Source organism: Mycobacterium sp., assembly GCF_002863225.1.
Lineage (GTDB): Bacteria > Actinomycetota > Actinomycetes > Mycobacteriales > Mycobacteriaceae > Mycobacterium.
This window is the reverse complement of the sequence record NZ_PKEK01000050.1, coordinates 123187-142096: the sequence shown is the minus strand read 5'-3', so window position 1 is coordinate 142096 and position 18910 is coordinate 123187. Positions and strand designations below refer to the sequence as shown.

General features: G+C 65.7%; 17 protein-coding genes. 4 read left to right on the top strand and 13 right to left on the bottom strand.

Annotated elements, in window-relative coordinates:
* Positions 1-6 precede the first annotated feature (6 nt).
* Positions 7-1434 (bottom strand): NAD-dependent succinate-semialdehyde dehydrogenase, encoded by a 1428-nt coding sequence (locus tag CYU59_RS16795; RefSeq protein WP_292991687.1) that lies wholly within the window; start codon positions 1432-1434, stop codon positions 7-9.
* A 20-nt stretch (positions 1435-1454) separates the two neighbouring features.
* Positions 1455-1940: a MaoC family dehydratase N-terminal domain-containing protein gene (locus CYU59_RS16790; RefSeq protein ID WP_292991685.1), complete on the bottom strand. Its 486-nt coding sequence runs from the start codon at positions 1938-1940 to the stop codon at positions 1455-1457.
* Between the two features lie 417 nt (positions 1941-2357).
* Here CYU59_RS16790 and CYU59_RS16785 point away from each other — a divergent pair, with 417 nt between their 5' ends.
* Entirely contained in the window at positions 2358-3263 is a 906-nt protein-coding gene (locus CYU59_RS16785; RefSeq protein ID WP_292991683.1) for a hypothetical protein, read from the top strand.
* 16 nt (positions 3264-3279) lie between these two features.
* Positions 3280-3699 carry a DUF3237 domain-containing protein gene (locus tag CYU59_RS16780; protein WP_292991680.1) on the top strand — a complete coding sequence of 140 codons (420 nt, stop codon included), beginning with the start codon at positions 3280-3282 and terminating at the stop codon, positions 3697-3699.
* On the opposite strand, the gene CYU59_RS16775 is transcribed toward CYU59_RS16780, so the two are convergent.
* The 6 genes from CYU59_RS16775 to CYU59_RS16750 all read right to left on the bottom strand — a co-directional run bounded on the left by CYU59_RS16775 (position 3684) and on the right by CYU59_RS16750 (position 10536).
* Positions 3684-4772, bottom strand: coding sequence for a dihydrodipicolinate reductase (locus tag CYU59_RS16775; RefSeq protein WP_292991677.1), 1089 nt, complete (start codon positions 4770-4772; stop codon positions 3684-3686). The two genes, CYU59_RS16780 and CYU59_RS16775, sit on opposite strands and share 16 nt — an antisense overlap.
* Complete coding sequence (locus tag CYU59_RS16770) at positions 4762-6258, bottom strand: AMP-binding protein (RefSeq protein ID WP_292991674.1); 1497 nt, start codon at positions 6256-6258, stop codon at positions 4762-4764. The genes CYU59_RS16775 and CYU59_RS16770 overlap by 11 nt, the downstream gene beginning before the upstream one ends.
* A 140-nt stretch (positions 6259-6398) precedes the next feature.
* Entirely contained in the window at positions 6399-7592 is a 1194-nt protein-coding gene (locus CYU59_RS16765; RefSeq protein WP_292991671.1) for a cytochrome P450, read from the bottom strand.
* A 51-nt stretch (positions 7593-7643) separates the two neighbouring features.
* A complete protein-coding gene (locus CYU59_RS16760; RefSeq protein ID WP_292991669.1) occupies positions 7644-8099 on the bottom strand; it encodes a VOC family protein in 456 nt (151 codons plus the stop codon).
* Positions 8096-9307, bottom strand: coding sequence for a CoA transferase (locus CYU59_RS16755; RefSeq protein ID WP_292991666.1), 1212 nt, complete (start codon positions 9305-9307; stop codon positions 8096-8098). Before CYU59_RS16755 ends, CYU59_RS16760 begins: the two co-directional genes overlap by 4 nt.
* A 5-nt stretch (positions 9308-9312) precedes the next feature.
* On the bottom strand, positions 9313-10536 hold the full coding sequence (locus tag CYU59_RS16750) for a CoA transferase (RefSeq protein ID WP_292991663.1): 1224 nt from the start codon (positions 10534-10536) through the stop codon (positions 9313-9315).
* Between the two features lie 131 nt (positions 10537-10667).
* Here CYU59_RS16750 and CYU59_RS16745 point away from each other — a divergent pair, with 131 nt between their 5' ends.
* Positions 10668-11888 carry a CoA transferase gene (locus CYU59_RS16745; RefSeq protein ID WP_292991661.1) on the top strand — a complete coding sequence of 407 codons (1221 nt, stop codon included), beginning with the start codon at positions 10668-10670 and terminating at the stop codon, positions 11886-11888.
* Here CYU59_RS16745 and CYU59_RS16740 read toward each other — a convergent pair whose 3' ends face one another.
* The 3 genes from CYU59_RS16740 to CYU59_RS16730 are packed head-to-tail and all read right to left on the bottom strand — an operon-like array spanning position 11889 to position 15308.
* A complete protein-coding gene (locus CYU59_RS16740) occupies positions 11889-13007 on the bottom strand; it encodes a thiolase family protein (RefSeq protein ID WP_292991658.1) in 1119 nt (372 codons plus the stop codon). It lies immediately after the preceding gene.
* Complete coding sequence (locus tag CYU59_RS16735) at positions 13004-13246, bottom strand: hypothetical protein (RefSeq protein WP_292991656.1); 243 nt, start codon at positions 13244-13246, stop codon at positions 13004-13006. Before CYU59_RS16735 ends, CYU59_RS16740 begins: the two co-directional genes overlap by 4 nt.
* Positions 13227-15308, bottom strand: a complete 2082-nt coding sequence (locus tag CYU59_RS16730) for a CoA transferase (RefSeq protein WP_292991654.1) — start codon at positions 15306-15308, stop codon at positions 13227-13229. The genes CYU59_RS16735 and CYU59_RS16730 overlap by 20 nt, the downstream gene beginning before the upstream one ends.
* 138 nt (positions 15309-15446) lie before the next feature.
* Here CYU59_RS16730 and CYU59_RS16725 point away from each other — a divergent pair, with 138 nt between their 5' ends.
* Positions 15447-16661, top strand: coding sequence for a cytochrome P450 (locus CYU59_RS16725; protein WP_292991652.1), 1215 nt, complete (start codon positions 15447-15449; stop codon positions 16659-16661).
* Positions 16662-16671: 10 nt separating this feature from the next.
* On the opposite strand, the gene CYU59_RS16720 is transcribed toward CYU59_RS16725, so the two are convergent.
* Together CYU59_RS16720 and CYU59_RS16715 are read right to left on the bottom strand one after the other, a co-directional pair.
* Positions 16672-17727, bottom strand: coding sequence for an acyl-CoA dehydrogenase family protein (locus CYU59_RS16720; RefSeq protein WP_292991649.1), 1056 nt, complete (start codon positions 17725-17727; stop codon positions 16672-16674).
* Positions 17717-18910 carry an acyl-CoA dehydrogenase family protein gene (locus tag CYU59_RS16715; RefSeq protein ID WP_292991646.1) on the bottom strand — a complete coding sequence of 398 codons (1194 nt, stop codon included), beginning with the start codon at positions 18908-18910 and terminating at the stop codon, positions 17717-17719. The genes CYU59_RS16720 and CYU59_RS16715 overlap by 11 nt, the downstream gene beginning before the upstream one ends.

Genomic DNA, 18910 nt, shown 5'->3' with positions numbered 1-18910 from the left:
GTGCGCCTAGAGTGCGATTCCGAGGACTTTGGTGTCGAGGTACTCGGAGAGGCCGGCGCGGGCGCCTTCGCGGCCAAGCCCGCTTTCCTTGATGCCGCCGAACGGGACTGCTGCCGAGGTGGGGTTGATGTCGTTGATGCCGATCATGCCGAAGTCCAACGACTCGGCGACGCGGAAGGCGCGACTGATGTCGCGGGTGTAGATGTAGCCCGCCAGGCCGTAGGTGGTGGCGTTGGCCATCGCGACGGCCTCTTCTTCGTCGTCGAACGTCAGCACCGGCGCGATTGGTCCGAAGGTCTCCTCCGAGCAGATCAGCATGTCCGCGCTGACTCCGGACAAGATCGTCGGCGCGAAGAACGCACCACCCCCGAATCCGGCACCCTCCAGTCGCGTCCCACCGACGACGACCTGCGCGCCCTTGTCGACGGCGTCGTCGACCTGACGGGTCATCTTTTTGAGTGCGACGTCGTCGATCAGGGGCCCGATAGTGGTGCCCTTCGCCAAACCGTCACCCGCAACCAGCTTTTCAACGCGTGAACGTAGCGCGACAATGAACTCCTGCGCGATCGAGGAGTGCACGATGAACCGGTTCGGGCAGATGCAGGCCTGCCCGGTGTTGAGGAACTTCACCAGTGCCGCGCCCTTTGCGGCGTGCTCGGGGTCGGCGTCCGGGAACACCAGGAACGGCGCGTGACCACCCAGTTCCATGGAGACGCGTTTCATGGTGGCACCGGCGCGGGCTGCGATCATCTTGCCGACATCGGTGGAACCGGTGAAGCTGATCTTGCGCACCGTCGGTTCGGCAAGGACCTCGTCGGCGAACAGCTCGGGATCCGAACAGGTGACCAGATTGACTACCCCCGGCGGCACTCCAGCATCCGCGAACACCCGAAACGTCTCGACAGCGCACAACGGCGTCTGCTCGGCGGGTTTGAGCACCGAGGTGCACCCGGCGGCCACGGCGGGTGCCACCTTGCGGGTGATCATCGAGATCGGATAATTCCACGGGGTGATCGCCGCGCACACCCCGACGGGTTGCTGCAGGACCAGGAAGCGTTGATCGGTGCGCGCCGACGGAATCGTTTCGCCATAAACCCTTTTCGCCTCCTCGCCGAACCACAAGAGGAAATCGGCGGCGTACCCGACTTCGTTGCGCGCCATCCGCAGCGGCTTGCCCTGCTCCTTGGTCATCAAGGTGGCCAGGTCTTCGCGGCGCTCAAGCATGAGCCGGTGGGCTGTGACGAGGATGTCGGCGCGTTCGTATGCGTTGCGGGCCCGCCAATCCGGCAACGCAGCGGCCGAGGCGGCGATAGCTCGGCGGGTGTCGGCACGGTCCCCGTCGGGGACACTGCCGAGCACCTCCCCGGTCGCGGGATTGACGGACTCGAACGTCTTCCCTGAAGCGGCCGACTGCCATTCGCCGTTGATGTACACGAAAGTCCCGTCCTTCGATATCAGTACCGGATCACGGTGTCGATGCGGGTGCGGACCACATCGCCGCGCTGATTACGCAATTCGCGCTCCAGTTTCAGATACAGCATCTGGCCCAACCGTCCCGCGCGTTCGGTGGCGTCCTGCAGTCGCCAGCGGCCCGTGATCACATCACCGGGGCGCATCGGCTGCCCGAAGACGAACTCGACTCCGCCGTTGAGCATGCGCTGACCGGGTTCACCGGGCTGCGGGAGTGCGTACCGCGCGGGGCCCGAGTCCAGCGGTTCGACGGGCCACGCGAACGGATTGAAATCGTCAGGCGCAATGATGCCGGCCCAGCGGGTCGTGCGCGCGTAGTCCTCGTCCCAGTAGAGCCGCGGTGGCGGCTCCGGCCAGTAGGTGGCGATTGCCCAACGGCGAATGTCGGACCGTTCGATCGGAAACGACGGCGCATCCTGTTCTTGCCAGACACCGATGGCCTCGGCGAGTCGCTCGGTGATCAGTGACATGCGGTAATCACACTGGTGGACAGGGTCTTTCCAACGAGCTGGTGCACAGGAATCGCTCCGACCCGCATCAGAACCGTCCTCCACACTTCTCGGGGCCGAAGGATCGGACCATTCAGCGCGGTGGGTCTCAGCTCGGCGAGCCGGAGTTGATAAACATTAATACGTCGATCGTTCAACTGTCCACCAGCACTCCATTGTGCACTTCGCGACGCTGTGCGCAGCAACAGGTAATCCGGCGCCGTTGCCCGGACGGATGCTCGAGCCTAGAGCTAGTCAGGTAGACAACAGGTGATTTACTGTCCCGAGACGTTGCGTGTTCTGGCGCAGGGCATCTACCGGGACCGCTTCGTGACGATGCTGGCGACTTGGCGAACATCGATTCACTCAACATCTGTCGTGACACAGAAGGAGTCGCCGGTGATCGAAATCGGCAAACAGTGGCACGTCAACCACGTCGTCGACGACTATAGCGGCGCCACCGACTGGTACCGAAGCGTATTCGGCGCCAAAGAGATCTTCACCGACGAGTGGCTGGATGCCGAGAAGCGCTGGGCGTCAATGGTCGCCATCGGCGACTTGGCCGTCGACGTAATGCAACCGACGCCCGAGGGCGCCCACCTTCCGCTGGGCAAGTTCTTGTCGAGATTTGGGCCGCACCTGCATGCCGCCGCCTACTTTGTCGACAGCCCGCCCGCAGAGGTGTACGACGCACTCACCGAGGTCGGCGTGCGGTGTTTCGGACTGGCTGGGTCCGGGCGCGACGCGATGGCGGCTCAGCCGATGAGTCCGGTGTTCACCCACCCGAAGGATACGGCCGGTCAACTTGAATTCATGCCCTTCACCGAGGTACGGCCAGGCCCACTGGGCGTCCCGGGAAAGTGGGACGATCCCCGGTTTCGGCCGGGCTGGACAGTGCGGGATTGGAACCACCACCCGGCGGCGATCACCGGATGGCGTATTGGCGTCGTGGTTGACGATCTGGACCGGGCGACGACGATCTACCGAACCTTGGGTGCATGTGTGCTTTCTGATGACGACGACGTAGCGGGAAGTCTGCGCCGCCGGATCAGCTTCGGCGCCAACACGATCGTCGAGCTCATCAAACCCACCTCCGATGACAGCATCGCCGCGAAAGACTTGGCGGACAACGGCGAGATCATCCATTCCTGCATCTTCGAAACCAGCGCGATCGCTTCCGCCGAGTCGCACCTGAACGATTGTGGTGTAGTCCTCGCCGAACGATTGGATGGACGGCTGATCGCGGATCCGAAGTCCTGTCATGGTGCGGTGACCGAGTTCGTTAGCGCGGAATCAGCGCGTTGATGGGGAGGATCGAATGATGTCCGAACTCGGCGCGGGATTGCGCCCGCTCTGCCACGTGACTTACGAACTCGCCGAGCCCATCGCCGTCTCATCGGGGCCCTCGGGGAGTCGGACGATCGGTGAGATCACCGCCGCCCGCTATGAGGGCGAGCGGCTGAAGGCGTCGCTCAAAGGTCAGGCCGCCGCCGACTGGGCGTTCGTCGAGCCATCCGGCAGAATTCTGATCGATGCGCGTCTCACCCTTCAAACCGATGATGGTGCAACGGTGTTCGTCAGCTACCTGGGTCGGATGAACACCGACACCGGCACGATCTTCTCATCGATGTTCTTCGAGACGGGTGACGACCGCTACCAGTGGCTGACCCGGGTGCTGGGGGTAGCGAAGGGCGCATTCCGCGACGGCCTACTCCAGTATGAGGTCTACGAGGCGGTCTGATTCCGGCCGAGTTGCAGCGGTGAGCTGAGAACGGGCAGCTCGGCGTATGTCACGATGCCGGGCCCAGCCGCACACACCGCCGGAATGGCGTTCACGAGTGGTGCCGCGGTGGCGCGTAACCCGATGCCGCGCATGCGTTCTCGGGTAAGGTCAGCCAGATCTTCGACCGTCGGGAACATGTTGAATTGGACGTGGACATTCGGATCACCATCGATCTCCAGGCGGTATCCGTGTTCCACGGTCCAGCCTGAATCCAGGGCCGTCGTCGCGACCCACCGTTGATTGACGCTGAGCACTTCGCGGCCACCGGCGTAGCCCGACCATTTCACCTCCATACCCGCTACGTTTCCGGCCGGAATCACGACGCCGTCTGCGACGAAATCCTCGATGGCGTGGGCGAACTCGACTGCGCAGGTGATGTCGTCGAGCTTGACGCGCATGATCCGCGCAAAGAGGTCGACCGCTTCGGCAAACACCGCGGTCGCACGGCGAACGTCGTCGGCGTGCCCGACGTCGTTCGCGGGTCGCCCCCAGCCGACTGCGGCGAAGTTGGCATCTCCGATGAACTGGGATACGTCGACCGATTCGGTCATCGACGCGCTCCGGACATCTGTCGACATGCCGGTCGCGACGGCGGCGGCCATCTGCATGAACCCGGGGTTGATTCCGCTGCCGAACAACGTCGAGTTGCCCTCGCGGCACGCGTCTGCCAACGCTGACTGATCATCGTCGGGCAGGTTGCGTCCGGTGAGGAACTCGGCGCTGGTCACCACATTCGCGCCGGCGCGAAGTATCTCTACCAGTTCGGGAACATCGAGAAACAGTGGAGTGTGAATCACGCAGTCGGGGCGCATCGCCAACAATTCATCGACGTTCGACGTTGCCGCCACGCCGATGTCGGTGCCCAGGCCACACAGTCTGCCGATGTCGATGCCGCTTTTATCCGGTGACCGTGCGTAGGCACCGATCAGATCGAGATCCGACCGCCCAATGACGGCCTTGACCGCCTCGCGCGCGACGTTTCCCGTCGTCCATTGCACGATCCGCAGCGCGCTACCCGCATCATCGGTCATTCGACGACAGCCCTTCCGTGCGAATAGCATTCCGGAGCGCGAACTTCTGGATTTTTCCCGATGGTGTTCTCGGGAAATCCGAGACCAAGCGTATCGACTCCGGCCACTTCTGCTTGGCCATTCCAGCCGCGGCCAGATGCTGGCGCAGCGCGTCGAGATCGAGCGCACCGTGCTGGACCTGCGTCCGAATGACGGCGACCGCGCGCTCGCCGAATTTGTCGTCGGGCTCGGAGACCACGGCGACTTCGGCGATCTGGGGCATCGCCATCAGCAGCTCCTCGACTTCCTGCGCCGAGATGTTCTCACCCCCCCGAATGATGACGTCCGAGATACGGTCGGTGATGGTGAGATTGCCCTCGGGATCGATCCTGCCGACATCACCCGTGCGGTACCACCCGTCGTCGTCGAACGCCGCAGCCGTGAGTCGCTCGTCGGTGTAGCCGATGAAGAGGTCCGGCCCTCGGCTGCATATCTGGCCGTTCTCGTCGAGGCGAACATCGACACCAGTCAAGGGATGACCGTCGGTGGTCAGGCGTCGTCCGGCGGGCTCGTCGAAATCACAACCGGTGGTCGTCGGATGTTCAGTGCTGCCATAGCATCTCATCACCCGGATGCCGAGTTCTTCGAGACGACGCGCTAGCGGTCCTGCGACCGGGGCGCCGCCGAGTCCGGCGTTCGGCATTCCGCGCAGGTGCTTCTCGGTGAAATCAGGATGGTCCAACAAGCTGATGAAGAAGTACGGAGCCCCGCCTGTGATACCTACGTCCTCGTCGAGTAGCAGCCCGAGTACGCGCTCGGGATTCCACTCGTCGAGCAGGTGAATCGGCACCCGCCGGATAAGGGAGCCGAGCAGTGCGCTGAGCATGCCCATGAAGTGTCCGACGGGCGCGGCAACCAACGGAGGCGGGACACCCCGCGGTGAGATGCCGGCGCTCTGGCGGGCCTCGAACCCAATACTGCGGTGGGAGTGCACGACTCCCTTCGGAACGCGGGTCGTGCCCGACGTGAATGCGATGATTGCCGGCTCGGCGGGGTCGGCCGGACTGGCTCGAGTTGTTTCGGCGACCTCGAGAGTGTCGGAAAATCGCATGGTGCCGGTCGGAATGGCGGCGTCGGCAGGGCCGTCGTAGGCGACGATCACCCAGGGCAGCCCGAGTTCCGCGGTCAAGCCGGCCAGCGCACCCACATAGTCTTGCCGACCGAATCGGTCCGGCGTGACGAGCAACGATGGTTGCGTAGTGCGAAGCACATGCTCAAGCTCTCGGCCGCCGTAGAAGTGGACCACGGGAACCACGACGGCTCCGGCCATCGCCGCACCCCAGAAGGTGACCGCGGCCTCCACGCAGTTGGGCAACTGCATCACCACGACGTGCCCGGGTCCGATGCCACGCCGACGCAGCCAGGACGCGAAGCGCTGGGCCGATGCGGCGACCTCGCCGACGGTGCCACGCCAGGGTCGTCGGACGGAATGCACTGTGAAAGGCATTGCCTTGCAATCATTCAGCGATTCGGCGATCAGTTCGCCCAGGCTGCGGGAGTCCCACCAACCCCGGCTCCGGTAGTGGGCCGCCAGCTCGGAGGGGACGGTGCGCAACCCCCAAGCCGATGTGGGCTGACAGTCGGCCGTCAACGCAGGATCATCTCCACACTGGTGTAGCCCCGCACCGTCGCGGTCAACACCCGTTTGTGCGCACCGATGGCGTAGTTCGGGAACCTGGTCGCGACATGATCGAAAACCATCTGTGCTTCCCGGCGGGCCAGCCACTGGCCCAGGCAGATGTGAATGCCCCAGCCGAAGTAGACATCGGTGCCACGCGGGCGGTCCAGCAGGAATCGGTCAGGGTCGTCGTAACGCCGCTCGTCCCGGTTGGCACTGCCGAGCAGCAACAGCACCCAGTCGCCGGCGTCCATCGTGACACCGTGCAATTCGACAGGCCGGGTGAGAGTGCGGGCAACCCAATGGCTGGGTGTGTCGTAGCGCAATGCCTCGTTTACTGCTGTCGGAATCAGGCTGTGGTCATTGACGATTCGCTGCCACTGGTCGGGATGGTCGTGCATCGCCACCAGGCCGTTTGAGATCAGCTTCTGGGTGGTCTCCGAACCCGCGGCTGACAGCAGATTGCAGAACATCAGCACTTCGTGTGGGGTGAGGGCTCGGTCTTCGGCGATGTCCGGGTCGCGAAACGTGGCCTGCAGCACGATGCTGATCAGGTCGTCACCCGGGTCGGTGCGCCTGGCTTCGATCAGGTCGCCGATGTAAGCGCTGATCTTTCGATTCGCGTCGATCGCACTGGCGGGCATGACGGCCTCGCCTTCGTGTCGGGTGAGGAAGGCCTCCCACCACACGCGCAGTTGTTCACGATCCGCGTGTGGCACACCGAGCAGATCGCCGATCACGTCAGTGGGAATCGAAAACGCGAAGGCCTCCATGGCGTCGACGGTGGTACCGGGTTGCAGCCGATTGAGATGATGGTCCACCACCGATTGCAACGCGCCTTCGAGCGCGGCGACCGCCCGCGGGGTGAAGAACCCCTTCAGCACACCGCGGATGCGATCGTGGCGCGGCGGATCCATCGAGATGACCGAGTACTTCCGACCGTCGTCGTCCGGATTCTCCGGGGCCGGACCGAGTTTGGATGAGTAGGTCTCCCAGTCGCGGAGCGCGCCCGCCACGTCGGCGAATCGGGACAAGACCCACCAGCGTTGTTCGGGGTCGCGATAGACGGGGGCTTCAGAGCGCAACCGGCGATACACCGGATAGGGATCGTCGAAGACCGACTTGGAGAAGGGTGAGTAGATCAACTCGCTGGTCGCGGGCACCTGCGAACTCTATCATCGTAATGAACAATCGGACGAATAGTGACTAACTGCCTAGCCGGCATCGCGAGGGGAAAAATGCTCGATCAGCTCGATGATGTTGCCGTCCGGATCGGTCAGCATCAGGCCTCTGTTGCCACCGTCGAAGCGCACCGTCCGATCTGCCAGCAGGCGGCCGCCGTGTTCGACGATCGCCTCGGCGAGGGCATCGACGTCGCGGGATCGGAATGACAGGTGGGTCAGCCCTATTGCGTCCATCGCTCGCGGGTCGCGCTGGGCGGTGGAGCCGGGAGCGGTGTAGCCGAGCAGTTCGATGCGAAAGCCGTCGCGTTCGAGGTAAACCAGGTCCAGGACGAGGTTTGGGACTGCGAGCAGCCGGGCCGACGCCTCATCTTCCACATGCATGTCGCCTATCTTGGTGAAACCCAAAGCAGTGCAGTAAAAGGCGGTTGAGCGGGCGATATCGCTCACACACAGCCCGATGTGGGTCAGCCGATGTTCCGACGTCACTCGCTGAGCTCGTCGAGCAGATGGTCATGTTCGCCGAGCAACGGGGCCCGTGTTGGCCGGGTGGTCGCTGACGCACTGAACAGGTATGGGGCGCCAGGATAGGTCACAGTCCGGGCCAACTCGACGTGCTCGACGGGAACGTGCATCCCGCGGGCCACCATGTGTTCGTCGTCGAAACCCTCATCCGGCGGCAGTATGGCGCCGGCCGGGAAGCCCCGCCGCTGGCTCGCCAGGAAGTACTCCTTGGCGCTCAGTCGAGATGCGATGAGGGTGATGGCGTCCCTGGCCGCGCTGAGGATCGCGGTTGTCTCGTCATCCTCACCGATCAACGCAAGATCGACGGGCGTATCGCGCGAAGCGGCGAGCTCGAGGAACACCGCCTCGGGCAATTCGTCGGTGAGACCGAGTTCGTCGAGCCACTGTGTCAGCTTGCCGTAATCCGCGGGCTGGCGCGGCAGCACTCCGGTGGTGGCGTAGCGGCCGTCGGCGCAGCGCACCTGCACTGGTGAGCTCGGTGTCGGATACGCGTGCCGTCCGGTCTGGCGCAAGCAGACTGCCTGATTGACAAGCCAATGGTAGGTGGTCTGCTCGCAGGAGACGTTGCATGCGGCAGTCACGTTGACGTCGACGAGTTGGCCGACCCCGGAGTGGTCGCGGTGCGCCAACGCGATCAATGTGCCGATGGCGGTGTACATCCCGCCGATGTTGGCCGACTGGTCGCCGGATCCGCGCATCGGCGGAATGGAGTGGTCGTCGTAGCCACAGTTCCAGATCGGTCCCGCGCCGGCCAGCACCGTCAGGTCGGAGACGGGATGGGTGGCGCGCGCGCTGTCGAGCCCGAAGGGTGTCACCGAGATCCAGATCAATTCTTGATGAGTGCTCGCGACGTCGGCGTACCGGACGGCGTCGCCGGCCACGCGGTCGCCTGCCGCGATGACGACATCGGCGCCGGCAATCAGCCTGCGCAATGCCTCGACACCGGCTGGCGATTGTGAATCGATTGTCACGCTGCGCTTTCCGACATTGCCGCCCCACCAACGGAGGCTGCGGTCGACGCCGGGTACGTCATCGACGAACGGGGGTCGCAGGCGTTGCGGGGAGCCCCCGGGCTGTTCCACCACGATCACCTCGGCGCCCAGTTCGGCGAGGACACGCCCGCCTATCGGGGTGAACAGATCGCTGATCTCGACGACCCGCAGGTCGGCCAATGCGCTCAGATCACACCTCGCTCAGCCCATTCCGCGAGCTCCTCGTCACCGTGGCCCAGTAGCTCCCCGAGGACCGCACGGTTGTGCTGGCCGAGCGTCGGCGCGGCCTCGTCGATCCGCCAGGGCGTTGCGGAAAATCTCAACGGGATTCCCTCGACCCGTACCGACCCGATCTCCGCGTGCGTCACCGTGGGGAAAAGTCCGAACTCGGCGAGATCGGGGTCGCCGTCGATGCGTTCCTGCGGGCTCTTGACCACGCTGGCGGGCACGCCCTCGCCGACCAGATCGTCAGCGAGCGAATGTGCTTCGCGCGTCGCGGTGGCCGCGCCGATGAGGCCGTCCAACTCATCGACCGCGGTCAGTCGCTGGATCAGCGTGGCGAAACGGTCCGATGCGAGCGCCGGCTCGTCGAGGACCTTGGCGAGCAGCGCCATCTCGCGATCGTCGCGACAAGCGATGGCGATCCATCGATCCTCACCTCTGCAGGGATAGATCCCGTGCGGTGCGTACTCGCCGAAGTCCGCCCGGTTGCCGCCGGCGGCGGTGCGGCGTCCGTTGACCGTCCAGTCCAGCACTTCGGTTGGCAGCAGCGCGATCCCGGCCGGCACCGTCGCCAGATCGACGTGCTGCCCCTCGCCCGTACGCTCACGATGATGCAGTGCGGCCATGATCGCCACCGTCATGTAGAACGCCGAGGCGTGGTCCATATAGGAATATCCCCACCCCGCGGGTTCGGCGTCGGGAAGACCCGAGGTGAACGTGAGCCCGCTGACGGCCTGCACGATCGGACCCCATGTTTTGAAGTCGCGGTATGGTCCGCTGTGCCCGAATCCACAGTTGGACACGTAGATGATGTCGGGCTTGATCCGCCGTAGTTCCTCGTAGCCGAAGCCGCGGTTCTCCAGAACGCCTGCGGCAAAGTTTTCGCAGACAACGTCGCTGACAGCGATCAATTCGCACAGCAATCGGCGGCCCTCGTCGGTGCGAAAGTTGATGGTCACACCGCGTTTGCCGACGTTGTGGTTGTTGAACCCGACCCCCAGGTTCACGCCCCGGCGTTCGTCGACGTAGGGGCCGACCCCTCGCAAGGCATCCCACAGCCCTTTGGTTGCTGGATCCTCGACCCGGATGACCTCGGCGCCGAAGGCAGCCAGAATCTTTGTTGCGCCCGCGCCCGCCAGTTGCCCACTGAGGTCGCACACCCGAAGGTGGGATAACGCGTCTGCCACGGCCGTAACCATATCGCAAATAGACATTCTTTGTTCTATTGTTCACACGTCACGAAAGCTGACGGCCGATCACGGACCCACTGACGAGATCCGGTCTGCGGCGCGCTTTGCGAGAAAGGAAGAGGGAGCCGATGGGCGGACCCATGTCCGGTGTGCGAGTTCTCGAGGTGGCCCAGTGGACGTTCGTGCCCGCAGCGGGTGCGGTGCTCGCGGATTGGGGGGCCGACGTCATCAAGATCGAGCACCCGCAGACCGGCGATTCGCAGCGCGGGTTGCGCCAGCTCGGACACATCAAGATCGAGGGTGACCGCAACCCGGTGATGGAGCACGCCAACCGTGGGAAACGCTCGGTGGCACTGGATATGTCGACGCCCGACGGTCACGAGCTACTGATGGACATCGCGAAGTCCAGCGACGTGTTTCTGACCAACTTTCTGCCCGACGCCCGAAAAAAATTGCGCATCGACGTCGACGACATCCGGGCGGTCAACTCCGGGATCGTCTACGCGCGCGGAAGTGCTTACGGGCCCCTCGGTCCCGATGCGGGCACCGGGGGATACGACATGACGGGATTCTGGAGCCGCGCGGCCGGAGCGCTGGGATCGACGCCCTGCGACGTCGACGGTGTCGTTCCGCAACCCGGGCCGGCCTACGGCGACTCGATCGGGGGAATGACGATCGCCGGCGGGATCGCTGCGGCGCTTTTCGAGCGGGAGCGTACGGGTCATGCTCGAGTCGTGGACATTTCGCTGCTCGGCGTAGGGGTTTGGGCGTCCGGAGTGGCGGTCAACGCCGCACTCGTGAGTGGCGAGCCCTGGCAGACCAATCCCGCCGGGGCGAACGTCACGCCGAACAACCCGCTGGTCGGGTTCTACCGAACCGGCGACGGTCGGTTCCTCGGACTCTCGATGCTGCAGGGATTCCGGTACTTCGGGGAGTTCTGTCGCCGGGTCGGGGTCGCGGAATTGGCTGCCGACCAACGGTTCGCCAGCCATGAGTTGCTCGCCACCAACGCGCCCGCGGCAATCGAGGTGCTGCGTGCCGCGATCGGCGCGCAGCCACTGGAACATTGGCGTTCGGCACTCGACGGCTTCGACGGCCAGTGGGCGCCCGTACAGAACACGGCCGAAGTGGCAGCCGACCCGCAGGTGCGCGCAAACGGAAACATCGTCGAGGTAAGACACGACGGGCAGGGCTTCGACCTGGTGGCCAGCCCGGTGCTGTACGACGAGACACCGCTGACCCTGGCTCCCATGCCCGAATTTGCCGCTCACACCGAGGAACTCATTCTCGAACTCGGCGGGGACTGGGACCGCATCGCGGCGCTCAAAGACAGCGGCGCGATCGCGTGATCAGACCGTGAGTACGGCGGCGGCGCACGATCCGCCGCCCCCGACGGCTTGCACCAGCCCGGTTCGCGGATTGCGCACCTGCCGGGCACCGGCCTCCCCGCGGAGCTGATGCACGATCTCCGCGGCTTGCGCCAGTCCGGTTGCGCCGATCGGGTGCCCGCGAGCGATGCACCCGCCGTCGGTGTTCGTCGGCAGGGCGCCGTCACTCGCTAGCCCGCCGGACTCCACCAGCGCCACCAGGCTCACCGAGTCGGCCAGCCCCATCGCGATCAGAGCAGTGATCTCCTCGCTGGCACACATGTCGTGCAACGACACCACATCGACATCGGACGGACCGACACCCGCGGCGGAGTACGCGCGCTGCGCGGTGAGCGTCAACTGGCTCGGTGGGCCGACGACAGGTCCGATGAGCGGCCATCCCGGATCGGTCGGCCAACTGGTCTGCTCGATCGACCGCACCGACACCGATCGGTCGCGGCGATCCGCGGTCACGACCACGGCTGCGCCGCCGTCGACCGACGCGTGGCACATCATCTTGGTCAACGGTTCCGCTACCGTACGGGCGCCGAGGATGTCGTCGACGGTCACCGGGTCAGCGCTGCGCCTGGCCGCCAGGTGATTCAACCGGGCCTGGTTGTGGGATTTCGCGGCCACCGACGCGATCACCTCGGCGCCGCAACCGGTTTCGTGGAGCCACCGAGCCGCCTCGATCGCGTAATGCGTCTGCGGCGGGAAGCGGTCCCAGAACCCGACCGCCGCCGGCACGACGCCGCCCGGTTCCAGCGCGGTCGTCTTCTCGTAACCGATCGCCAGGGCCACTCGGCACCGGCCGGATGCCACCGCCCACACCGCGTGCCGCAGTGCGACCAACCCACCGGCGGAGGCGCTCTCGGTCGCGGTCACGGGAATCCCGGTTCGGCCCAGCGTGAGCGCGGCCCGCATACCGGTCTGCGGTGGCGCCAATGCCGAAGCGGTGAAGACCTCTTCGACGTCTTCGTAACCGATACCGGCGTCCGCCAACGCTTTTCGAGCTGCCGACACGCCAAGGTCAGCCAGTGGCACGTCACCGTGTCTGCCGAATTCAGTGAGCCCGACCCCGGCGATGTAGGTACCCGTCACAATGCCGCCGCCGAGAACATCTCGATTTCCTGGTCGTCGACGATTCGGACGACCAACCGGCCGACCGTTCCCGGGGTGGGACGGATGCCGTCGACGAGCACCTGCACGCGCCCCGCGTCCTCGGTGTCGACCCAGGCCACGCTGTAACCGTCGGTGCCGTACTCCGAGAAGGGTGACTTCGACGGGATGAAGGTCGAGGCCCACACCGTTGCTGTCCGGTCAGGTGGCGATGTCGACATTGTCTGTCCTCGGGTAGGGGGCCGGTGAACTGCCGAGTGCGGGCGGCGGCGCGAGCGGGATCGGTCCTTCGCCGGCGAACCTCCACGGCAGTCCGACGAGTCGTCCGGTGCCGAGATCGGGGTCCGGGTGGGTGATTTCAGGGAAGAATCCTCGTGCGGCCAGATGCGAATCGGTGATCAGTTCGTCGGCGCGGCGCACCCTGGCTGCCTCGATCCCGGCGCCCTGCAACTTGTACGCGGCGTCGTCAGCCCTGTTGATGGCGACCAGCTTGGCGACGAACTCGGCGCGATCCGGCTCGCATTGGTCTCCGCGCAGTTCAACAGCGACCCACCGGTCGTCGGTGGCCCGGTGCACGACACGCTGCACCAGCTGCTCGGTTCGGCCGTCACCGGTGGATGCGGCCGAAAGGAATTCCGACACCGTCGACGCTACGACCTCGGCCATCGACAGGTCGACCACTGCGCCGTTCGACCGACTCGGACCGACCGCCCATGCGGCGATGACTACCGCGCCGACGACCGAGGACAGCGGATCCGCCAGCACAGTCCCGAGCCGGGCGGGTGATCCATCGGCCGCCGTGCTGAGCCCGGCGAGACCGCCGTAGGACTGAACGTTGTTGGCGTATACGCGGTATCCGGCAAGCGGGCCGTCAGAACCGAAGCCGGAAACCCGCAGGGTCAGTTTGCCTGCGTCGGCCAGCTCGGAGGGGACGACGGCGAAACGCTGCAATCGCGATGACCCGACGTTCTCGATCATGACGTCTGATTCGGCAAGGATCGCCGCGACCTGCTCTGTCTGATGCGTCGGGTCGAGTAACACGCTGCGTTTGGAGTGGTTGGCGACGGCGAAGTACGCGCCCCGCTCTGTGCCGGCCACCCCGTCGGCGAACGGCCCGCTGCGGCGGTAGATGTCCAGCCGTGCGGGATCCTCGATCCGGGTGACGCTCGCCCCCATCGCGCCGAGCAACGCTCCGACGATGGGGCCGGCAAGCACGTGGGTGAGCTCGGTGATCCGGAGGCCGGCCAGCCCGGGCTGCGACCGCCCGCTGTCGGCGCCCGGCTTGACCGACCAAGGTGCACCTAGCGCGGTCGCGTCCCGGTCCCCGAGGCGCACCGGCTTCAGCGAGTTGCGATGCGCGAATTGGGGCGACTGCAGTAGTTCTGCTGGGTGATTCACCGGGGTGGAGGGCACGCCGTTGACCTGAAGTAGGGCCGCACAATGCGCCTTGAGGTGGTTGGCGCTCCACTCGGTGACGCGTCTGTTGATCAAGTCCGCATGCTCGATGCGGGCCGAGCGTTCGTCCAGGCCCGCGGCCCAGGCAGGATCGCCGAGGGCCGCGCGCAATCCCTGCCACTGATGGTTCTCGACGGCCGTGATCCGGACGAGGCCGTCGCGACAGGCGAACAAGCCCGATGGCGCTAGGTAACGGCCGCTGCCGGCGCGGCCGGGACACCGGTACAGCGCGTGCGCGCACTCCGGCAGCGCTGCGGTGAACAACACCGCCTCTTGGGCTGATACATCGACGACGACGGGTTCGCCGTCCCCGCGGTTGCGTCGGTCCAGTCCATGCAGGGCGGCCAGCGCCGCAGCCGCCCCCACCGCCTTGGACGCGACGTAGCCCGGTGCCGGGACCGGCACTCCGTCGGAGTCTTCGATCGTGGCCAGCAGACCACCGCTGGCTTGGGCAACGATTTCGCCCCCGGAACGGTTGCTGTTCGGGCCGTCGGCGCCGAATGCGGAGATCATGACGAGGACGACGCCGGTGACCGGTTCGTGCGTGGAGCCGTCGGCGATGACGATGTCGTAGTCCCCGAGGTTCGGTCGGCTGCCTCTTTCCAGCAAGTGCTTGTCGTGGTCCAGGACCAGTTCGACAGCGGCGGCCGGGCCCCCACGGGTGTCGATGACGGGGCCCGCGCGGCGCTGTCCGGTGCTCGCTGTGAGGCCGACGTCTGCGCCGAGCAACGCGAGCAACGCCGCGGCGGCCGATCCTGCGAGGCCGTCCCCGGTTTGCAGAACGCGAACGCCTGAAAGGAACCCCGAGGGAGTCACGGCGTCGGTCACCCTTCGTTCGCTCCTGCGTTGATGCGGCAGCCGGCTGCCGAACGGAACAATTGAACAACATTCGTTCGATTGATGTCCATTCACCGAGAAAAGTGGTCGGCTTCACACTTCCACACAGTCTGTTCTATTGTTCAGACCATGGCGATTACCACGACGCTGTCCGACGCTCGCTTCGACGACGCCTCGTTCTACCTGGGCGACCCCAACGTAACGTTCCGCGAGCTCCGGGAGAAGGATCCGGTGCACTGGTACGAGCAGGGCCAATTCTGGGTGATCACGAAATACGACGATGTCAAGGCGATCTCGGCACGCCCGGAAAGGTTCAAGTCCGAACGCATCGCGATCATGATGGACCTCATAGCCCATCGTGAGGGTCGTGATCCGCAGGGTTACGGGGGCCGGGGCATTCTTTTCATGGACCCGCCCGAGCACCGCGCACACCGTAAGGCGCTCGGGGTGCGATTCACCCCGGCGGCGGTCGCCAAGATCGAGGCTCGCGTTCGGGAGGTGATCGCTTCGATCTTCGACGACTTGCCCGACGGCGAGTTCGACTGGATCGAGCGCGTTGCCGAGCCGTTCCCCGTCTACGTCTTCGCGCATCTGTTGGGGGTGCCTGAGGCGGACTGGACCAAGGTGGCGGGCTGGGCGACCACGATCGCGAAAGTCGGCAGCGGTGTCGCCGACGACGGCGACATGGAGACGATTTTCGGCGAGGTGGCGCCCTACCTGATGGCGCTGGTCGCAGAGCGGGCTCAGGCTCCGACCGATGACCTGCTGTCGATGCTGTCCCAGGTCCGCATCGACGGGGAACCGTTCAACGAGATCCAGGTGATGACCTATGCGCTCACCCTCCTGGCTGCCGGCAGCGAGACGACACAGAGCCTGATCGCCGGAATCGCAGCATGTTTCGACATGCACCCCGAGCAGGCCGAGCAGGCCTTCGCCGACCCCGAGGTGGGCAACAACGCCGTCGAGGAAGTCATGCGCTGGTGGACACCGGTCATGAGCATGGCGCGTCAAGCCGCCCGGGACGTCGAGATCCGCGGCGCCACGATTCGCGACGGTGACGGGGTGCTGCTGGCCTATGCCTCCGCCAATCGCGACGCCGAGCATTGGGGGCCGACCGCCGAGCAGTTCGACGTGCACCGGCCTGATGCGGCCGGTCACCTGGGATTCGGTGTGGGGGAACACTTCTGCATGGGCGCCGCCCTGGCTCGGCGTGAGGCACGCGTCGTACTCGACGAAGTGATCAAGCGCGCCAAGGGATTGCGCGTCACCGGCGAGGGCGTGCTGAGGCCGTCGGCGCTGGTGCACACCTACGACCGGCTGCCCGTGGTGCTCGACTACCGCTGATCGGCCTCGATCAGCGGGACTGCAGCCAGCGCGCGACCACCGCGCGATGTTCGGCACGTGAACCCAGTGACGCGATCCGGGTGGCGGCGCGTCTGAGGTGCACGTGCGCGTCATGCTCCCAGGTGTAGGCGATCCCACCGAAAACCTGGGTGGCGCCTTCAGGCACGCGACGCAGTGAGTCGATAGCCCAGAACACCGCCAGCGACAGCAGCGCATCGGCGTCGGGATGCTGAAGCTCGTACGCGTCGGCCGCACGGTTCACCAGCGCCCGCGCGATCTCGATCACCGACCGCTGTTCCACCAGGCGGTGTTTGATGGCCTGGCGCGCCCCGATCGGTCGCCCGAACGTCATCCGCACCTTCGCGTACTCGACGGCCGCATCATTGGCTGCGGAGGCGATCCCGACGAGTTCGGCTACGGTGGCCAGTCGATCCCGGTCGACCGCTCCGCGATGACGGCTGACCGCGCTCGGGCCGGAGGCGATCGCCTGCAGCGGAACGGCTTCGAGCGACAAGCCCGCAGCCGGCTGGCGGTCGAGTGGCTGCTCGAAACGGAGCCGAACCCCCGACGCGTTGGTGTCCACAACACCGAGGACGGGCTCCTCGTCACGTCGCGCCAGGACGAGCAGCCGGTCGGCGACGCCGCCGAATGGCACCAGCGGCCAGTCGCCAGTGACCTCACCCTCGCTCAGCGTGGCATCGACATCGTCGAGAATCAACGTGAGGCCTGCGGCGCAACGCTGTTCGCACCAACCCGCGGCAGCGGTCGCGGGCAACGGCAGCGGCAAGGCGGCAGCGCCTGCGGCCTCGGCGAGTACGCACAACTCGCGCAGTCCGCCGCCACCGCCACCCTGCGATTCCGCGACGAGGACGTCGGGCCAACCCAACTCCGCGACCCTCTTCCAGATGCCGTCGTTGAATGCCGGCCCCGGCCCGTCGAGCAGTTCGCGGGTGCGTTCCGGGCTCCAGATTTGGCTGAGGATGGCATCGGCGGTGCTCCGCAGCTCGGCGAGTTCGGCTGCGGTGTCGGCGATGTCGATCAGCGATGGCGCGGGATCACGGGTCACGTGGTAGCCCCAGCAATCGTTCCGCGATGACGTTTCGCTGAATCTCCGAAGTCCCGGCACCGAACGTGGCAGCCCGCATGAGCAGATAACTTCGGGCGACGTTCCCTTTTTTCGCAGCGGATGGCGATCCCCGCTCCAACGTGCCCGCAGCGCCGGCCAGATCGAGACCGAAGTTCGCCATGGCCTGGTCGACCTCCGAGGTCAGCAATTTCGCCATCGATGCCTCGGGGCCGGGGCTGACTCCTCGAACTCCGGCAGCGGTCGCCTGCGACGCGATCTGCCGCAACGCCTCGACTTGGGCGGTAAAGCGCACCAGATGGTCGGTGACGTATGTGTCTTCAAAACCACTGTCGCTCAGCGCGTTCTGCTCCTGGGCCATCGCGACCAGGATGTCGAGCCGGCGCTCGATTCGATGTGTACGACTCTGGCCGACCCGCTCGTAGCCCAGCGTCGACTTCGCCACCCGCCATCCGCCGTGCAGCGGACCCAGCACGTTGGCGACCGGCACCCGAGCGCCGTCGAAGAATACCTCGCTGAATTCGGCGTCCCCAGAGATCTGCCGGATCGGCCGCACCTCGATGCCGTCGGTGGCGAGATCGGCCAGGATGTAGCTGATTCCGTCGCGGGGCTCGGCGGCCGGGTCAGTCCTGGCGAGCAGATAGATGCGATCGGCGTAGTGCGCCTTCGACGTCCACACCTTCTGTCCGGTGATCACCAACTCGTCGCCGTCGATCACCGCCCGCGTGCTGAGTGAGGCCAGGTCGCTGCCCGCGTCCGGTTCGCTGAAGCCCTGACACCAGACATCTTCGGCAGACAGGATGCGGGGCAGCAGGTAGTTGCGCTGCTCGTCGGTGCCCCACTGGATGATGGTGGGGCCGAGTTGGTTGATCGCACTGCGGTTGATCGGCTCGGGTGCCCGTGCCGCGGCGAGCTCGGCGTTGAAAATCAGCTGTTGGACCGGCGTTGCGCTGCGGCCGCCGAACTCGCTTGGCCAGGAGATCGCGGCGAGGCCGGCCTGGTGGAGCTTGCGCTGCCACAAGCGCATCCGGTCGAGGCGCTCCGATTCGGATTCGACGCGCGACCTGACGTCCGCGGTGAGCGCCGACGTCAAGAAGTGGCGGACCTCGTCGCGAAAAGCCCGGTCCTGCGCCGAGAGCGGGACGCCGTAATCACGGTCGGTCAC